This window comes from Corallococcus interemptor (assembly GCF_003668875.1).
Taxonomy (GTDB): Bacteria; Myxococcota; Myxococcia; order Myxococcales; family Myxococcaceae; genus Corallococcus; species Corallococcus interemptor.
Map to the genome: position 1 here is coordinate 1 of NZ_RAWM01000180.1, position 14,994 is coordinate 14,994.

At 72.2% G+C, this 14,994-nt stretch carries 12 protein-coding genes; 7 read left to right on the forward strand and 5 right to left on the reverse strand.

The annotated features are described in order from the left end of the window. Positions 1-1,058, reverse strand: a 1,058-nt coding sequence (locus D7X96_RS39765) for a zinc-ribbon domain-containing protein (protein ID WP_208647434.1), incomplete at its 3' end; no start/stop codon positions are given. A 229-nt stretch (positions 1,059-1,287) separates the two neighbouring features. Here D7X96_RS39765 and D7X96_RS36160 point away from each other — a divergent pair. The 3 genes from D7X96_RS36160 to D7X96_RS36170 all read left to right on the forward strand — a co-directional run bounded on the left by D7X96_RS36160 (position 1,288) and on the right by D7X96_RS36170 (position 4,355). Further along, the gene (locus D7X96_RS36160; RefSeq protein ID WP_121725422.1) at positions 1,288-2,601 is read left to right on the forward strand and encodes a protoporphyrinogen/coproporphyrinogen oxidase; all 1,314 of its coding nucleotides are present in this window, start codon (positions 1,288-1,290) and stop codon (positions 2,599-2,601) included. A 78-nt stretch (positions 2,602-2,679) separates the two neighbouring features. Then, positions 2,680-3,390, forward strand: a complete 711-nt coding sequence (locus D7X96_RS36165; protein WP_120552944.1) for a glycosyltransferase family 2 protein — start codon at positions 2,680-2,682, stop codon at positions 3,388-3,390. Positions 3,391-3,407: 17 nt separating this feature from the next. Then, positions 3,408-4,355, forward strand: a complete 948-nt coding sequence (locus D7X96_RS36170) for a polysaccharide deacetylase family protein (RefSeq protein ID WP_120552945.1) — start codon at positions 3,408-3,410, stop codon at positions 4,353-4,355. On the opposite strand, the gene D7X96_RS36175 is transcribed toward D7X96_RS36170, so the two are convergent. Further along, complete coding sequence (locus D7X96_RS36175) at positions 4,356-5,786, reverse strand: DUF2252 family protein (RefSeq protein ID WP_121771789.1); 1,431 nt, start codon at positions 5,784-5,786, stop codon at positions 4,356-4,358. A gap of 91 nt (positions 5,787-5,877) precedes the next feature. Between D7X96_RS36175 and D7X96_RS36180 the strand changes: the two genes are divergently transcribed. Next, complete coding sequence (locus tag D7X96_RS36180; protein ID WP_120552947.1) at positions 5,878-6,732, forward strand: lysophospholipid acyltransferase family protein; 855 nt, start codon at positions 5,878-5,880, stop codon at positions 6,730-6,732. After that, entirely contained in the window at positions 6,729-7,694 is a 966-nt protein-coding gene (locus tag D7X96_RS36185; RefSeq protein WP_199747327.1) for an SDR family oxidoreductase, read from the forward strand. Before D7X96_RS36180 ends, D7X96_RS36185 begins: the two co-directional genes overlap by 4 nt. A gap of 347 nt (positions 7,695-8,041) precedes the next feature. Here D7X96_RS36185 and D7X96_RS36190 read toward each other — a convergent pair whose 3' ends face one another. Beyond that, a complete protein-coding gene (locus tag D7X96_RS36190; protein ID WP_120552967.1) occupies positions 8,042-8,497 on the reverse strand; it encodes a hypothetical protein in 456 nt (151 codons plus the stop codon). Between the two features lie 92 nt (positions 8,498-8,589). Between D7X96_RS36190 and D7X96_RS36195 the strand changes: the two genes are divergently transcribed. Both D7X96_RS36195 and D7X96_RS36200 read left to right on the forward strand, forming a co-directional pair. After that, the gene (locus tag D7X96_RS36195; RefSeq protein WP_121771790.1) at positions 8,590-12,201 is read left to right on the forward strand and encodes a tetratricopeptide repeat protein; all 3,612 of its coding nucleotides are present in this window, start codon (positions 8,590-8,592) and stop codon (positions 12,199-12,201) included. Positions 12,202-12,211: 10 nt separating this feature from the next. Continuing rightward, on the forward strand, positions 12,212-12,601 hold the full coding sequence (locus D7X96_RS36200) for a hypothetical protein (RefSeq protein WP_370450223.1): 390 nt from the start codon (positions 12,212-12,214) through the stop codon (positions 12,599-12,601). On the opposite strand, the gene D7X96_RS36205 is transcribed toward D7X96_RS36200, so the two are convergent. Both D7X96_RS36205 and D7X96_RS36210 read right to left on the reverse strand, forming a co-directional pair. Continuing rightward, positions 12,598-14,652, reverse strand: coding sequence for a RecQ family ATP-dependent DNA helicase (locus D7X96_RS36205; protein ID WP_121725089.1), 2,055 nt, complete (start codon positions 14,650-14,652; stop codon positions 12,598-12,600). The genes D7X96_RS36200 and D7X96_RS36205 overlap by 4 nt on opposite strands. Before the next feature lie 52 nt (positions 14,653-14,704). Further along, positions 14,705-14,994: hypothetical protein (locus tag D7X96_RS36210; protein WP_370450224.1), on the reverse strand; the 290-nt coding region annotated here is incomplete at its 5' end.

Consider the following 14,994-nt stretch of genomic DNA (forward strand, 5'->3'; position numbering starts at 1 on the left):
GAGAAGTCGCTGGTGTCGAGCGAGGAGAACTCGCCGCTGCCCACCTCCGCGAAGTCGTCCTCCGCGGCCATGGGCGCGGGGGCCGGCGGCGCGGCGTCCATGTCGAAGTTGAACGAGTCATCCGGCGGGGCCGGCGGCGCGGAGGGGCCCGCGTCGAGCGAGATGGCCCGGGGCGCGGCCACGCCCGGCGAGGCGTAGGCCGGGGGCGCGGGGATTTCGTCGTCGAAGGAGAACGGATCCTCGGGGACGGGCGGAGCGGAGTGGCCCGGCAGCGGGATGGCGGCGGCGCGCGGGGCGGCCGTGCCGGGGAGCGGAATGGCGGCGGACTGCGGCGCGGCGGTGCCCGGCAGCGGGATGGCGGCGGACGGAGGCGCGGCAGTGCCCGGGAGCGGAATCGCCGCGGACTGCGGATCCGGCGCGCGCGGGGCGGCCGTGCCGGGAAGCGGGATGGCCGGACCCGCGCCCATGGGGATGGGGGCGGACTGCGGCGCGGCGCTTCCCGGCAGCGGGATGGCGGCGGACTGCGGCGCGGCGCTTCCCGGCAGGGGGATGGCGGCGGACTGAGGCGCGGCGGCGCGAGGGGCGGCCGTGCCGGGGAGCGGGATGGCGGCGGACTGCGGTGCTGCGCTGCCCGGCAACGGAATGGCGGCGGACTGCGGCGCGGCACTGCCCGGCAACGGAATGGCGGCCGACTGCGGCGCGGCATTACCGGGCAGCGGGATGGCAGCGGACTGCGGCGCGGCACTGCCCGGCAGCGGAATCGCGGCGGGACGGGGCGCGGCGGCTCCGGGGAGCGGAATGGCGGCGGACTGCGGCGCTGCACTGCCCGGCAGCGGAATGGCGGCGGACTGCGGCGCGGCATTGCCCGGGAGCGGGATGGCGGCGGGCTGCGGCGCGGCAGGGGACGCGGCGGCCTCGGGGGCTTCGCTGCCCGCGCCTTCGGCCCTGATGGGGAACGTGGTCTGGCACCGGGCGCACTTCAGCTTGGCGCCGCCGGGCGGGATCCGCCTGTCATCGATGTTGTAATTCGTCTGGCACGACGGGCAGGAGACTTTCATTGTTTTCCTTCGACGAGACCGGCTGGCGCGCGCACGCGCTGGAATGACGGGGCGGTGCGGGGGTCCGCGCGGCGCGTGCAGGCTAGCAGAGCCGTTTCAAGCCCGGAAAGAACGCGCCCCTGGGGCGCACCGCCGTCACCCGGCCGGGCAGGAGGGCGGGCGCCCGCCAACACCAGGGGTGTGCGTCCCTTTTCCACGCCCCCGCTCGGGGTGGTAGACCCGGCGGCGCATGGATCCCATCGTCATCCTCGGAGCGGGCCTGGCGGGCCTGTCCACCGCGCACTTCCTCAAGCGCCCCTGGCGCCTCATCGAGAAGTCCGACCGGGTCGGAGGCCTCATCAAGACCGAGGTCATCGACGGGTGTTACTTCGACCCCACCGGCCACTGGCTCCACCTGCGCGACCCGGAGATCCAGGCCCTGGTCAACACGCTGTGGCTCCCGGACCAGCTGGTGCGCATCCAGCGCCGCGCCGCCGTCTTCTCCCGAGACACCTTCACCCGCTTCCCCTACCAGGTGAACACCCACGGGCTGCCGCCGGAGGTCATCTCGGAGAACCTCATCGGCTACGTGGAGGCCATCTACGGGGAGAAGGGCCGCGCCCTGCGCGAGCGCGACCCCGTGAACTTCGAGGAGTTCATCCTCCGCTACATGGGCGAGGGCTTCGCGAAGAACTTCATGCTGCCCTACAACCAGAAGCTCTGGACCGTGCACCCGCGCGAGATGTCCGCCGCGTGGGTGGGCCGGTTCGTGCCGCGCCCCTCCCTCAAGGAGGTCGTGGACGGGGCGCTGGGCGCGGGCAGTGATCAGCTGGGCTACAACGCGTCGTTCCTCTACCCGCGCGAGGGCGGCATCGAAAGCCTGGCCCGCGCGATGAAGCAGCACCTGCAGGGCGGCGAGCTGAGCGTTCGCACCGAGCCCACCTCCATCGACTGGAAGGCGAAGCAGGTCACGCTGTCGGACGGACGCACGCTGCCGTACTCGGGGCTCGTCTCCTCCATCGCGCTGCCCACGCTGGTGGAGCTCATCGGGAAGGGCGCCTCCGGCGTGCCGGACGAGGTCCGGGCCGCGACGAAGCGCCTGCGCGCGTTCATCGTCACGTACGTGTGCGTGGGCGCCAAGGGCGCGAACCGCCAGCCGTGGCATTGGATCTACCTGCCGGAGCCGGAGTTCCACTCGTACCGCATCGGGGCGCCATCGGCGGTGTACGCGCCCCTGGCCCCGCCGGACACGGCCAGCTTCTCCGTGGAGTTCAGCCACCACGGCGAGCTGTCCCTGGCGGACGCGGAGAAGTACGCGGTGGAGGACCTGGTGCGCTCGCGGATGATCCACTCGGCGGACGACATCCTGTTCACGAAGGGCCGCGAGATTCCCAACGCATACGTCCTCTACGACGACGCGTACGGCCCCGCGATGGCGGAGGTGAAGCGCTTCCTGGAGCACGCCGGCATCCTCGTGGCCGGACGTTATGGAAAGTGGGAATACTCCTCCATGGAGGACGCCATCCTGGACGGGCGGGCCTGCGCCCGGACGCTGAACGGCTGACGCAGGGAGTCGTCTCCTGTCGACGGTGGACGGGGGGCGTGCTAGGCCGCGAAGCACTCTCTTCGCATTTCCGGACCCATGGCCCTGCACCTCTCCGTCGTCATCCCCGTCTACAACGAGGAGTCCATCATCACCCAGGCAGCCGAGGAGCTGCGCCAGGGGCTGGATGCTCGCGGGCTCGACTACGAAATCATCTTCGCGGAGAACGGCTCGCGCGACGCGACCCCGCGCATCCTGGAAGAGCTCTGCGCGAAGAACCCGCGCCTGCGCTGGTTCCACTCGGAGACGCCCAACTACGGCGTGGCGCTCAAGGCCGGCATCCTCAAGGCCCAGGGCACCTACGTGGTGTGCGATGAAATCGACCTCTGCGACCTGACCTTCTACGACGCGGCGCTGCCCCGGCTGGAGCGCGGCGAGGCGGACATGGTCGTGGGCTCCAAGGCGGCCAAGGGCGCGAGCGACCAGCGCCCCCTCATCCGCCGCGCGGCCACGCGGGTGCACAACAAGCTGTTGCGCGTGGCGCTGGGCTTCCAGGGCACGGACACGCACGGCCTGAAGGCGTTCCGCCGCGAAGCGCTGCTGCCCGTCATCCAGAAGTGCGTGGTGGACATGGACGTGTTCGCCAGCGAGTTCGTCATCCGCGCGTGGCGCGAGGGCCTGCGCGTCCTGGAGATCCCCATCCAGCTCCATGAGAAGCGCCAGCCGTCCATCCACCTCTTCAAGCGCGTGCCCAACGTGCTCAAGAACGTGGGCAAGCTGTTCTACGTCATCCGCGTGCGCGGGACCTGAGCGGGAAGGATTGCCCCATGACGGCGGCGCGCCTGGCGTCCATCTCCGTCGACCTGGATTCGCTGCCGCACTACTGCCGGATCCACGGGCTGCCCGAGTCGCTGCTCGACGAGCGCGCCCGCACCCTCATCCACCGCGTGGCGGTGCCGCGCTTCCTGGAGCTGTTCGCGGCGGTGGGCGTGCCCGGGACCTTCTTCGTCATCGGCGAGGACCTGGAGGCGGACCCCGGCGCGGCGGAAGCCATGCGGCGCTCGCACGCGGCGGGCGTGGAGGTGGCCAGCCACAGCCACGCCCATGACTACGCGCTCACCCGGCGCGGCCCGGACGCCATCTCCGAGGACCTGGAGCGCGCGGACGCGGCCATCCTCAAGGCCGTGGGCGTGCGTCCCTCCGGCTTCCGCGCCCCGGGCTACACGCTCAACGCGGACCTGTACGCGGCCACCGCGGAGCAGGGCTACCGCTACGGCTCCTCCGCGTTCCCGGCGGCTCCGTACTACGCGGCGAAGGCGGCGGTGATGGGCGCACTGGCGGCGCTGGGCCGGCCGTCGCGCTCCGTGCTGGACACGCCCCGCGTGCTGCTGGCGCCGCGCGTGCCGTACCGGCCGGACCCCGCGCAGCCCTACCGGCGCGGTGAGGGCCCGGTGCTGGAGTTGCCCATGACGGTGACGCCGGTGGTGCGCTTCCCGTTCATTGGCACGTTCGCGGCGACGCTGCCTCGCGGCACGATGCGCGCCGCGTACCGCACGTGCCGGGCGGATGCCTTCTTCAACTTCGAGCTGCACGGTGTCGACGTGCTGGACGCCACGGACGGCATCCCGCCGGAGCTGGTGCGCCAGCAGCGCGACCTGCGCGTGAGCGCCTCGAAGAAGATGGAGCGGCTGCGCGGCATCTTCCAGTGGCTCAAGGACGACTACGACGTCGTCACCCTGCGCGACGCGGCGGCTCAGCTGTCCGCGACGCTCTGATCAACGCGCGGCCTTGAGGGCCTTCCAGTCCGCTTCGGCCTGATCCGCGTAGGCCTGCGCGAAGGCGACCAGCCGCTTCGTGGCCTCCTTCGTGTCGCCGCCCACCCAGTCCTCCAGGCACCGGGCCCGAGCCTGCGTGTGGCCGTGGGCGCGGGCCAGCACGACGCCGGCCTGCTCGAAGGTGGAGCGCAGGGACTTCTTCTTCCCGAGCACGGCGTCGTCCAGCCTGGCCTTCTCCGGCTCCACCTCGCGCACGAGGAACGCCCGGCCGCCCATGCTCACCGCGCCCGTGAGCGGATTCACCGCGCCGCCCAGCTCCTCCTGCGCCTTCACCACGTCCGCGCCATTCGCGGGCACCGGCGGTGACGCCACGCCGGACGCGAGCAGCTCCTTCAGCTCCAGCAGCACCGGGGGCGCCTTCGGCTCCGCCGCACCCACGAGCACGTAGTCGCGCTCCAGGCCGTAGCTGCTGCCGCCCGCGTCCAGCCGCTCCGCGAGGTCCAGCACCTTGAGGGGCACTGCTACGCCCTCCGTGCCAGCCAGCGTCTTCTCGTAGGACGCCAGCGCGGTGCGCACCGCGGCCTTGCGCTCCGGGGCCAGCGGCTTGAGCGTGTCCGAGTTCAGGAAGCGCGGCCCCTTCGCGCCGTCCAGCTTCACGTACTTGGACAGGGCGTCCTTCGCGGACGTGTCACGCGCCTGGGTGATGAGGTCCTTCACCGGGCCGGAGGACTCCTTCTTCTCCAGGAACGCCCCGGGGTTCGCGTCGCCGTCCGCCAGCAGCTCCAGCGTCTCGAAGTAGTTCTTCGCCAGCGCCTCCACCGCCTTGACCTGCTCGCGGGTGGACAGGCCCGCCTCGCGCGCGGTGAGCACGGCGCTGGTGGCCAGGCGCGTGAGGTCCGCCTCCGGCGACGCCGTGCCCGCCTGGTCGAAGTCGTTGAGCCCCCACACCGCCTTGCCCTCCGGCCCCCGGAACGTGCCCAGGTTGCCCACGTGCGCGTCCCCCACCACCCGGATGTCCGGCGCGGGCCGGTCCGTCAGCCGCGCGCCTTGCGCGTACGGGCCCCGGAGGTCCGCGTGGAACAGGGCGGGCATGGCGCGGAACATGGCGGAGGGGCTTTGCCGCATCTGCGCCAGCTTCTCCTTCAGGCGCGCGGGCGGCAGGTCCAGGCGCGCGTTGAAGTCGCGCACGAAGGACACGGCCTGCGAGGGCGCGCGTTCCAGGCCGGAGGCCCTGGCCTTCTGGGAGGCCAACGTGTTCACCGCCACGGTGTTGCCCGTCCGTGACGAAGCCGTGGCGGCCTGGGGCTGGAAGCCGCTGACGTCCGCGGCCAGCCGTCCGGCGGCGGCCCCGGAGGAGGCGAGCGTCAGCACCGTGGCGGCGACGGTGGACCCCGAAGCGGACGTCCGGGAGGGCTTGGAGGGGATGCGCATGGGGGCTCCTTCCGGCGGATTATCGTCAGAAGGGCGTCGCGGGTTGTCCGCCCACTCCCAGCGTGCAAGCGGGGGTGCTAAGAGCGGGCCCATGCTGGAGCGTTTCAGCGACAAGGTGAAGAAGGGCCTGCGCGAGTGGACCGAGCGCATGGCCGGCGAGCAGCAGTCCGACCAACTCCAGGCCCTGGCCCGGACGGAGAACGAGTACGGGGTGGACCCGTTCGGGTTCAACCTGGACTACAGCCTGGCCGCCATCGCCCCGTTCATGTGGCTCTACCGCCACTACTTCCGGGTGGAGGCCTACGGCGCGGACCGCATCCCCCCGGGGCGGGTGCTGCTGGTGTCCAACCACTCCGGCCAGCTGCCCCTGGACGGCGCGATGATTGGCATCGCCCTGATGGTGGAGGGCAACCCGCCGCGCGCCATCCGCAGCATGGTGGAGAAGTGGGTGCCGTCCCTGCCGTACGTCTCCACGTTCATGGCGCGCGTGGGCCAGATCGTGGGCACGCCGGAGAACTGCCGGCGGCTCCTGGAGGCGGAGGAGGCCATCCTCGTGTTCCCGGAAGGGACGCGCGGGCTCAACAAGCTCTGGCCCCAGCGCTACCAGCTCCAGGAGTTCGGCCTGGGCTTCATGCGCCTGGCGCTGGAGACGAACACGCCCATCGTGCCCATCGCCGTGGTGGGCGCGGAGGAGCAGGCCCCCGCGCTGATGAACTTGAAGCCCGTGGCGAAGCTGCTGGGCTTCCCGTCCTTCCCCATCACCCCCACGGGCACGCCCTTCCCGCTGCCCACGAAGTACCGCATCTACTTCGGGGACGCGCTCCACTTCACCGGCCGCGCGGACGACGAGGACAGTGAGCTGGACAAGAAGGTGCGCACCGTGAAGGCCGCCATCCAGGCGATGCTCCACCAGGGGCTCAAGGAGCGCAGGAGCGTGTTCTGGTGAGCGCCGCGAACGAGGAGAAGGACGCCAGCGCGGTGGACAAACGCCCGGCCGTCGTCGTCACCGGCATCAGCGGCAACCTGGGCCGCACGCTGGCGAAGCAGCTGCACAAGCGCGAGCGCATCATCGGCATCGACCGGCGGCCCTTCATCGGGAAGCCGAAGGACGTCGAGATGCACCAGCTGGACCTGCGCAAGAAGAAGGCGGAGGACGTCTTCCGCAAGAACGAGGTCCGCGCCGTCATCCACATGGGCATCATGCATGACCCGCGCATGAGCGAGGAGGAGCACCACTCGTTCAACGTCGTGGGGACCACGCGCCTGCTGGAGTACTGCGCGAAGTACGGCGTGAAGAAGGTGGTGGTGCTGTCCTCGGCGAACGTCTACGGCCCCAGCCCGGACAACTCCAACTTCCTCACGGAGGACGCGCCGCTGATGGCCGCGAGCCGCTTCTCCGGCGTGCGCGACCTCATCGAAGTGGACATGCTGGCGCACAGCTTCTTCTGGAAGCACCCCGACATCGAGACGGTCATCCTGCGGCCCGTCCACATCGTGGGGCCCACCATCAAGAACGCGCCGTCCAACTACCTGCGGCTGCGCCGCCCGTGGACCATGGCGGGCTTCGACCCCATGGTGCAGCTCATCCACGTGGAGGACGTGGCCCGCGCCATGGTGGAGGCCCTGCGCCCGGAGCCCAAGGGCGTCTACAACGTCGTGGGCCCCGGCCAGGTCCCCCTGTCCGCCGTGCTGCGCGAGCTGGGCCACACCGCCATCCCCGTGCCACACCCCGTGGCCCGGCCCCTCTTGGGCCTGATGTTCCGCTACCGGCTGGCCAACTTCCCGCCGCCGGAGCTGGACCACATCCAGTTCCTCTGCGCCGTGGACGGCAACCGCTGGGTGCAGGACGTGGGCTGGAAGGCCCGGCACTCCATGCGCGACACCATCCGCTCCGTCGTCGGCGAGTAGCGGGCGGGCAGTGGCTTTTCGTGGGGGCCCGCCACGGTTCCCTGACAGGGATGTCAGTGGGGATGTGGCGGGATGGCAGGGAGGGCCTGACAACACTGTCAGGCATGGGGCGGCGGCGACGGGGAGTGAGGCCAGTCAAGTGCCTGATTTCGCGTGGGAACCCGGGGTGGGGCAGGGGGGCGCGGTGGTTGGCACCGGCATTGCTCTAGAGACCAGGCAACACGGCGGGGTCGCAGCGGGCCGGAAGTACCGCGCGACATCGTCACCCTGGTAGGGGGTTCCATTGGGGAACCCTCGACGCCCATCGTCTCGGCCGGCCCCGAGACGGTGGGCGACTTTTTTGCGGGCTACGGAGACGGCGGCGGTGTCGTCGCCGGCTCCTTCGGCTCCAGCTCCCCGTCGAACGGACCCGACTGCTGCTTCTCCAGCAGCCAGGCGCCGTCGCGGAAGACGAACTCCGACGTGACGGTGTCGTTCTGCTCGGTGACGGAGGGCAGGCGCATCCACTGGATGCGGCTCTGGATGGTGGCGCGGCGGCCGTCGTCGGCGACCTTCACGTCCTCAATCTCGTAGTCGGTGACGGTGAGGTCCCGGTCGTCGTGGAGCTCGCGGCGCTGGCGCTCGAAGTCCTTGCGCTCCTCGGGGACGAGGTAGGCGGACAGGGCGCGGTAGTTCCTCCAGCGCAGGTTCTTGTGGAAGCCCTCGACGGCGGGCTGGAGCAGTTCCAGGTCCCCCTTGGGCGGGGTGTGGGCACAGGCCCCACCGAGGACCAGGGCGACCATCAAGGCAGGCAGGCGTTTCATGCACGCGACGCTACCAGCCGGTGGGTGGAACGGACGAGGGCGGTGGTATGGTCCGCGCTCCCCCGCTTAGCGCACCGGAGTCGCGACTCAACATGGCCAAGTCGATGGTGGAGCGTTACGAGCAGCTCCTCCGGCAGGACCCGACCTCTTCCGTCTTCGTGGAGCTGGCGAAGGCGTTGCTGGAGAAGGGTGACGCGCAGCGCACCATCGAGGTGTGTACGCAGGGCATCTCCCACCACCCCACCTCCACCGTGGGGCGGGTGCTGTGGGGCAAGGCGCTCATCCAGCTGGGGCGGCCCGCGGAGGCAATGGAGCAGTTCGACCAGGCCATCGCCATCGAGCGGGACAACCCGTACGCCTACAACCTGATTGGCGACGTGCTCCTGCAGCGCGGGCTGTACCGCTCCGCGCTGCCCATCCTTCGCAAGGCCGTGGCGCTGCAGCCCAACAACGGGCGCGTGAAGCAGTGGTTGGAGCAGGCGCAGCAGGCGCTGGCCGGTGGCCCCGCGCCCATCTTCGAGGACCTGGGCACGCTGTCGACGCCCGCCGCGGCCGCGCCGGAGGAGGAAGCGCCGGAGCCGCCCGCGCCGGAAGCGCAACCGTCCGCGTTCGACGCGCGCGCCGCCGTGGCGGCCGGACTGGAGCCGAAGCGTTCCGCGCGGACGGAGACGCCCGCGGGGGGCATGGATGCGCTCGCGGCCTCCAGGGTTGCCGCCGTGGAGGCGCATGGTGGGCCCCTGGCGCCGGCCGGGACGCCGGTGCCGGAGGATGCGCGCGGCGATGGCGCAGCAGTGGACCTGGCGCTCGGCCCGGTGGATCCGGGCCAGGAGCCGGGTTCGGGGCGTGGCCGTGCCGCAGCGGATCCGGGCCAGGAGCCGGGTTCGGAGCGTGCGGCGGCGGACACCCGTGCGGATCCGGCGGTTGGTGAAGCGTCGGCCTCGGGTCAGGAGCCCGGCTCCGGGGACAGCGCGGATCCGTCGCGTGACGCGGCGGACGGCGCGCCGCCGGAGCAACCCGCGACCGCACAGGCCTCCTCCAGCCCCTCTCGCAAGTCGGGGATGCTGGCGGACCTCCCCGATGCTCCTCCGGCCGAGGCGCCCTCCCAGCCGCAGGGTGGGGGACTGCTCGGGGACCTTCCTCCGCTGGAGGCGGTGCGTGCCCGCCCGGCCGCGCCGGTGACTCCGGCTCCGGTCGCGCAGGGCGCGGGCGGCAAGCGCTCGCTGCTGGACGACATCCCGGACGCGACGGAGCTGGCGGCGGCCGCGGCGCGCAACAAGGCGGCGGCGAACGCGCAGGACACGGAGGCACTCGCGGCGAAGTACGAGCGTGAGATGCACGAGAAGATCGCCAAGGAGCGCGCGAAGCAGTCCCTCATCGAGCGCTATGGCGCGAAGACCGTGGCGCTCTTCGTGGCCCTCATCTTCCTGGGCGCGAGCGCCGGCTTCTTCATCCTCTACCGCTCCCGTCAGGGCGGGCAGACGCTGTCGGAGACGCTGGAGCTCGCGAAGCGCGCCATCGCGCAGGACACGGGCGCGTCGCTGGATGAAGCGCTCCGCCAGCTCGAACGCGCGCGCGACATGGACGAGTCCAGCCCCGCCGCCTGGGCGCTCACGGGCTATGCGCACGCGCTGCGCTACCTGGACCACGGCGCCAGCGCGGAGGACCGCCGGCTCGCGCTGGAGGCGCTGGAGAAGCCGGGCGTGAAGGACGGCTTCAACGGCCTGGTGCTGGCCACCAACGCGCTCGTCGCGGATGACCGGGCGCGTGAGGCCGCGAACCGCGCGCTGCTCGCCTCGCAGGACGACGTGACGGAGGTGCACGCGCTGGCGGGCCGCCTGCTCATCGCCGCCAAGGACGAGAAGAAGGCCCTGGACCGCTTCGACCGCGCGCTCAAGGCGTCGCCGGGCAACGTCCGCGCGCTGGTCGCGCTGGGCGACTACTACCTCGCTTCCGAGGACTTCCCGCAGGCGCTGGAGATGTTCAAGCGCGCGCGCGACGTCTCCAAGGAGCACCCGGCCGCGCGCATCGGCATGGCGGAGAGCCGGCTCGCCCTGGAGCAGGACCTGGACGCGGCGCTGGCGGAGGTCGCGCCGCTCGCGCAGGACCCGAAGCTGCCCCCCGCGCTCCAGCCCCGTCAGCAACTGGTGCACGGCGAGCTGCTGTCCGCGCTGGGCAAGTACGACGAGGCGCGCGCCATGCTCTCCAAGGGCGCGCAGGGGCCGCTGGCCATGGACTTCCAGCTGGCGCTGGGGGCCGCGGGCCGCGCGGCGGGCAAGCTGGAGGCCGCGCAGCAGGCCTACGAGGCCGCGCTGAAGCTGCAGCCCAAGAGCGAGGCCGCGAAGGAGGGCCTGGGCCGCACGCTGCTGGACCGCGACCGCGAGAAGGAGGCCCTGCAGCGGCTGGAGGCCGACGGCGGCCGCAAGGTGTCGCTGGTTCGCGGCGCCGCGTACGCGCGGCTCGGGGACTGGAAGAAGGCCCGCGTGGAGCTGGGCAAGACGCGCGTCAACGACCGCTATCCGCCGGAGGCCGTGGTGTGGCTGGCGCTGGCGGACGCGCACGAGGGCAACGCCGCCCAGGCGCGCGACGTGCTGGAGAAGGCGGTGGCCAAGAAGCCCCGCACGGACCTGCGCGTCGCGCTGGGACAGGTGTACTGGCGCGAGCGCGCGCTCGACAAGGCGCAGTTCCAGTTCGACGAGGCGCTGAAGGACCCGCGCGACTACGAGGGCGCGTGCTCGCTGGGGCGGCTCTTGTTGTCGCGCGGCCTGCCGGACATGGCGCTCAAGCCGCTGACGCAGGCGGTGGAGCGCAACGGCGCGCACGGCGAGGCCCGTGACGCCCTGGGCCGCGCGCTCCTGGCGCTGGGTAGGACTCCGGAGGCGCTGAAGCAGTTCGAGGCCTGGCAGCTGGACAACCCGGGCAACGCCGCCGCGCAGAAGGGCTTCGCGCTGGCGCTGTACCAGTCCGGCCGCCGCAAGGAGGCGGAAGGCGCGTCTGGCCGGGCGGTGAAGCTGGCGCCGGACGACGCGGAGGGGCAGCGGCTGCGCGCGGCGCTCCTGTTCGCCAACGGCGACGCCAAGGGCGGCTTCGCGGCGCTGGAGCGCGCCAACAAGCTGGACTCCAAGGACCCGGACACCTTCTGCGAAATCGCCCAGGCGTTCCTGCGCCAGGGCCAGGTGGAGAGCGCGGACGCGGCCTTCGCGGCGGCGCGGCGCGAGGGACCGGACGCGACGTGCGGCCGCGTGGGCGAGCTGTACACGCAGCTGCCGGGCGGCGGACGGGGCGCGGCGCGCACGCTGCAGGACCTGGCGGACAAGGCGCCCACCGTCTGGGACAAGGCCTTCGCCCAGGTGACGCTGGCGCGCGTGCTGCTGGGCGCCGGGGCCGTGAAGGAGGCCCGCGCGGCGGCCGACGAGGCCGTGAAGCTGGCCCCGTACAGCGGGCGCGCGTACCTGGCCCTGGGGCTGGTGGCCTTCAAGCAGCGTCAGGAGGCCCCCGCGCGCGAGGCGCTGGCCAAGGCCGTGGAGCTGGAGCCCACGGACGGACTGGCGCACCTGGCGCTGGCGGACGTGCTGGTGCGCGAGACCGCGGAGCTGCCCAGGGCCGTGGAGGCCTACGAGGCCTTCCTGAAGCTGGCCGGAGGGGCGCCGGAGGCGAACCGGGTGAAGAAGGCCCTTCCGCTCCTCAAGCGCCGGGCGTCGCGCTAGCGTGGTCGACGTGAGCGACCCGCGGCCGCCGTCCTCCCCCCTGCTGAAGGTCATGTGGGGCAACGCCTTCCTGCTGTCGGTGCTCTACCTCCTGGCGGGCATCGTCGTGGAGTCCGTGCGGCGGCGGTACCACGCCCCCTTCTTCGAGCGCCTCTCCATGGCGCTCGACTCGCTGCCGGCGCGGGCCCTGGAGCTGGTGCACGCCATGGGGCCGCTGCGCGAGGCGTACTTCAGCGGCCGCATCACCGACCTGGGCGTGCGCGCCGTCTTCGGCGTCGTCACCGTGGCGGTCATCTTCCTCCTGGCCCTGGTGGTGGGTGCCATCATGGCCGTGCTGCGGTTCGCGCTCCTGCGCGCCACCCGCGGCGGTGGAAGTCCTCCTCCGCCCGGCAACGGCTAACGGCGCGTCTTCGCCTTGCGGATGCGCGGGGCCACGGGTGCCGCCTGCGGCTCATGGCCCGCCGCGCGCGCCATCAGGCAGATGTCCACCACCTTGGGGCCGAAGCGCTCCCAGCGGCTCTCCCCGGTGCCCTTCACCGCGAGGAAGGACTCGCGGTCCACCGGCAGCGCGGCGGCCAGTCCCAGCAGCGTCGCGTCGTTGAAGATGATGAAGGGCGGGACGTCCAGGTCCTTGGCCAGGTCCTTGCGCCAGCGGCGCAGCTCCATGGACGCCAGCTCGCTGTACGCCATCACCGGCGCCCCGGACACGGCCGGCGCGGAGCGTGAGGCGGCGCCGGACGGCTTGGGCATCATGCTGCCCGCGCACCGGTCGCACTTGCCGCACACCGCCGCCGCGTCCGCCTGGCCGAAGTAGCGCAGGATGAACGCGCGCCGGCACTTCGGCGTGTACGCGTAGTCCGCCATCCGCTTGAGCATCAGCCGGTTGAGCCGCTCCTGCTCGCGAATGCGGGACAGGTCCACCGTCAGCTCGCGGAACGGGACGCGCTCCAGCGCGCGGATGGAGCGCCCCGCGAAGGGCCGGCGCACCCGCACCACGCCGGACTTCTCCAGCAGGCCCAGCGCGTGCCGGACGTCGTCCTCCGTGAGCCCCGTGCGCCGCGCGAGGATGGGCAATTCCGTGGTGGCCTGCCGCCCCACGGGGAAGGTCTCCAGCAGCGAGCGCAACAGCCGCTGGGTCTCCGCCGCGTGCGGCTGCGCGCTGGCCGCCTTGTCCGTGAGCGTGATGCCGTACTCGCCTTCACCCCGGCCGCCGCGCTCCAGCTTGCCCTCGCGCTCGAAAATCTTGAGGGCGGCGGAGACCTCGAACTCGCTGGCGCCCACCATGCCCGCGAGCGCGTGCACGCCCCGGTCGAACTCCTCCACGGCCTGCAGCTGCGCCCAGATGTCCGACAGGATGGCCTCGGACGGGTGGCTGCTCTCGATGAGGCGCTCCTGCGTGTACACGTCCGCGTGGTTGAAGAGGAGCACCGCCGTGGCGGGGTTGCCGTCGCGGCCCGCGCGGCCAATCTCCTGGTAGTACGCCTCCACCGCCCGGGGGATGTTGGCGTGCGCGACGAAGCGGATGTCCGGCTTGTCGATGCCCATGCCGAAGGCGTTGGTGGCCACCGCCACCGCCTCCTTCGCGGACATGAAGTCCTCCTGCGCGCGGCGGCGGGCGTCGTCCTCCATGCCCGCGTGGTACAGCACCGCGTTCACCTTGCGCGTGACGAGCGCGGAGTGCATCCCTTCCGCCGCCTTGCGCGTGGAGCAGTAGATGATGCCACTGCCGCCCTTCGCCGCGAGGCTCGCGCACGCGTCCCGGCGCTCCTCGTCCCCGCTGACGTTCACCACGTCCAGGAAGAGGTTGGGCCGGTCGAACCCCTGCGCGAACACCGCCGGGTCCTTCATCAGGAGCACCCGGACGATGTCCTCGCGCACCTCCGGCGTCGCCGTGGCGGTGAGGGCCACCGTGCGCGGAGGCCGCAGCCGCTTTCGCACCTGGCCCAGGAGCGCGTAGTCCGGCCGGAAGTCGTGGCCCCACTGGGAGATGCAGTGGGCTTCATCCACGGCGAGCAGCTCCACGCCCAGCCCCGACACCAGCTCCAGGAAGCTCGCGCTGCGGAAGCGCTCCGGCGCCACGTAGAGCAGCTTGTACTCGCGGGCGCGCAGCTTGCGCAGGCGGTCCGCCCGCTCCACGTCCGACAGCGACGAGTTGATGTACGTGGCCGCGATGCCCTTCGCGGCGAGCTGCTCCACCTGGTCCTTCATCAGCGCGATGAGCGGCGACACCACCAGCGTGATGCCCGGCAAGAGCAGCGCCGGCAGCTGGTAGCAGAGGCTCTTGCCCGCGCCCGTGGGCATCACCACCACGGTGTTGCGGCCGCTGAGGACGGAGCTGATGACGGGGGCCTGGCCGGGGCGGAACTCCGACAGGCCGAAGTGCCGCACCAGTCCCTGCTGGGCATCTTCGAGGAAGGGCAGGGACTCCGTCATCGCGCGCATGTTCACCATCCTGGATCGGCCGTCAACGCCAATCCCCTCCGTGGGCACCGGCGCCCCCACCTCACAGCTCAAGGCCCGGAGGAAGGGGAACCGCCAGCGCGGCCCGTTTCCGCGCCACCTCGCGCCGCAGCGCCTCCGTCCGCTCCGGGTCCAGGAGGCCGTCCACGATGACGTCCCCCTCGCGCGTGCCCGGCGGCAGCCGCCAGCGCTCCACCGTGCACGCCTGCCCGCCGCCGGTCCGCACCACCTGGGCCCGCTCTTCCTCCAGCAGCTCCACGCGCACCGGGCTTGCCCCCAGCGCCAGCAGCACTCCCGCCCCCGTGCGCCGCTCGTGCGTCGCCATGGCCACCA

Bases quoted from the DNA above. Each gene is read 5' to 3' on its own strand.
- D7X96_RS36160 (WP_121725422.1), top strand. From the start codon at position 1,288: ATGGATCCCATCGTCATCCTCGGAGCGGGCCTGGCGGGCCTGTCCACC.
- D7X96_RS36165 (WP_120552944.1), top strand. From the start codon at position 2,680: ATGGCCCTGCACCTCTCCGTCGTCATCCCCGTCTACAACGAGGAGTCC.
- D7X96_RS36170 (WP_120552945.1), top strand. From the start codon at position 3,408: ATGACGGCGGCGCGCCTGGCGTCCATCTCCGTCGACCTGGATTCGCTG.
- D7X96_RS36175 (WP_121771789.1), bottom strand. From the start codon at position 5,786: ATGCGCATCCCCTCCAAGCCCTCCCGGACGTCCGCTTCGGGGTCCACC.
- D7X96_RS36180 (WP_120552947.1), top strand. From the start codon at position 5,878: ATGCTGGAGCGTTTCAGCGACAAGGTGAAGAAGGGCCTGCGCGAGTGG.
- D7X96_RS36190 (WP_120552967.1), bottom strand. From the start codon at position 8,497: ATGAAACGCCTGCCTGCCTTGATGGTCGCCCTGGTCCTCGGTGGGGCC.
- D7X96_RS36195 (WP_121771790.1), top strand. From the start codon at position 8,590: ATGGCCAAGTCGATGGTGGAGCGTTACGAGCAGCTCCTCCGGCAGGAC.
- D7X96_RS36205 (WP_121725089.1), bottom strand. From the start codon at position 14,652: ATGGTGAACATGCGCGCGATGACGGAGTCCCTGCCCTTCCTCGAAGAT.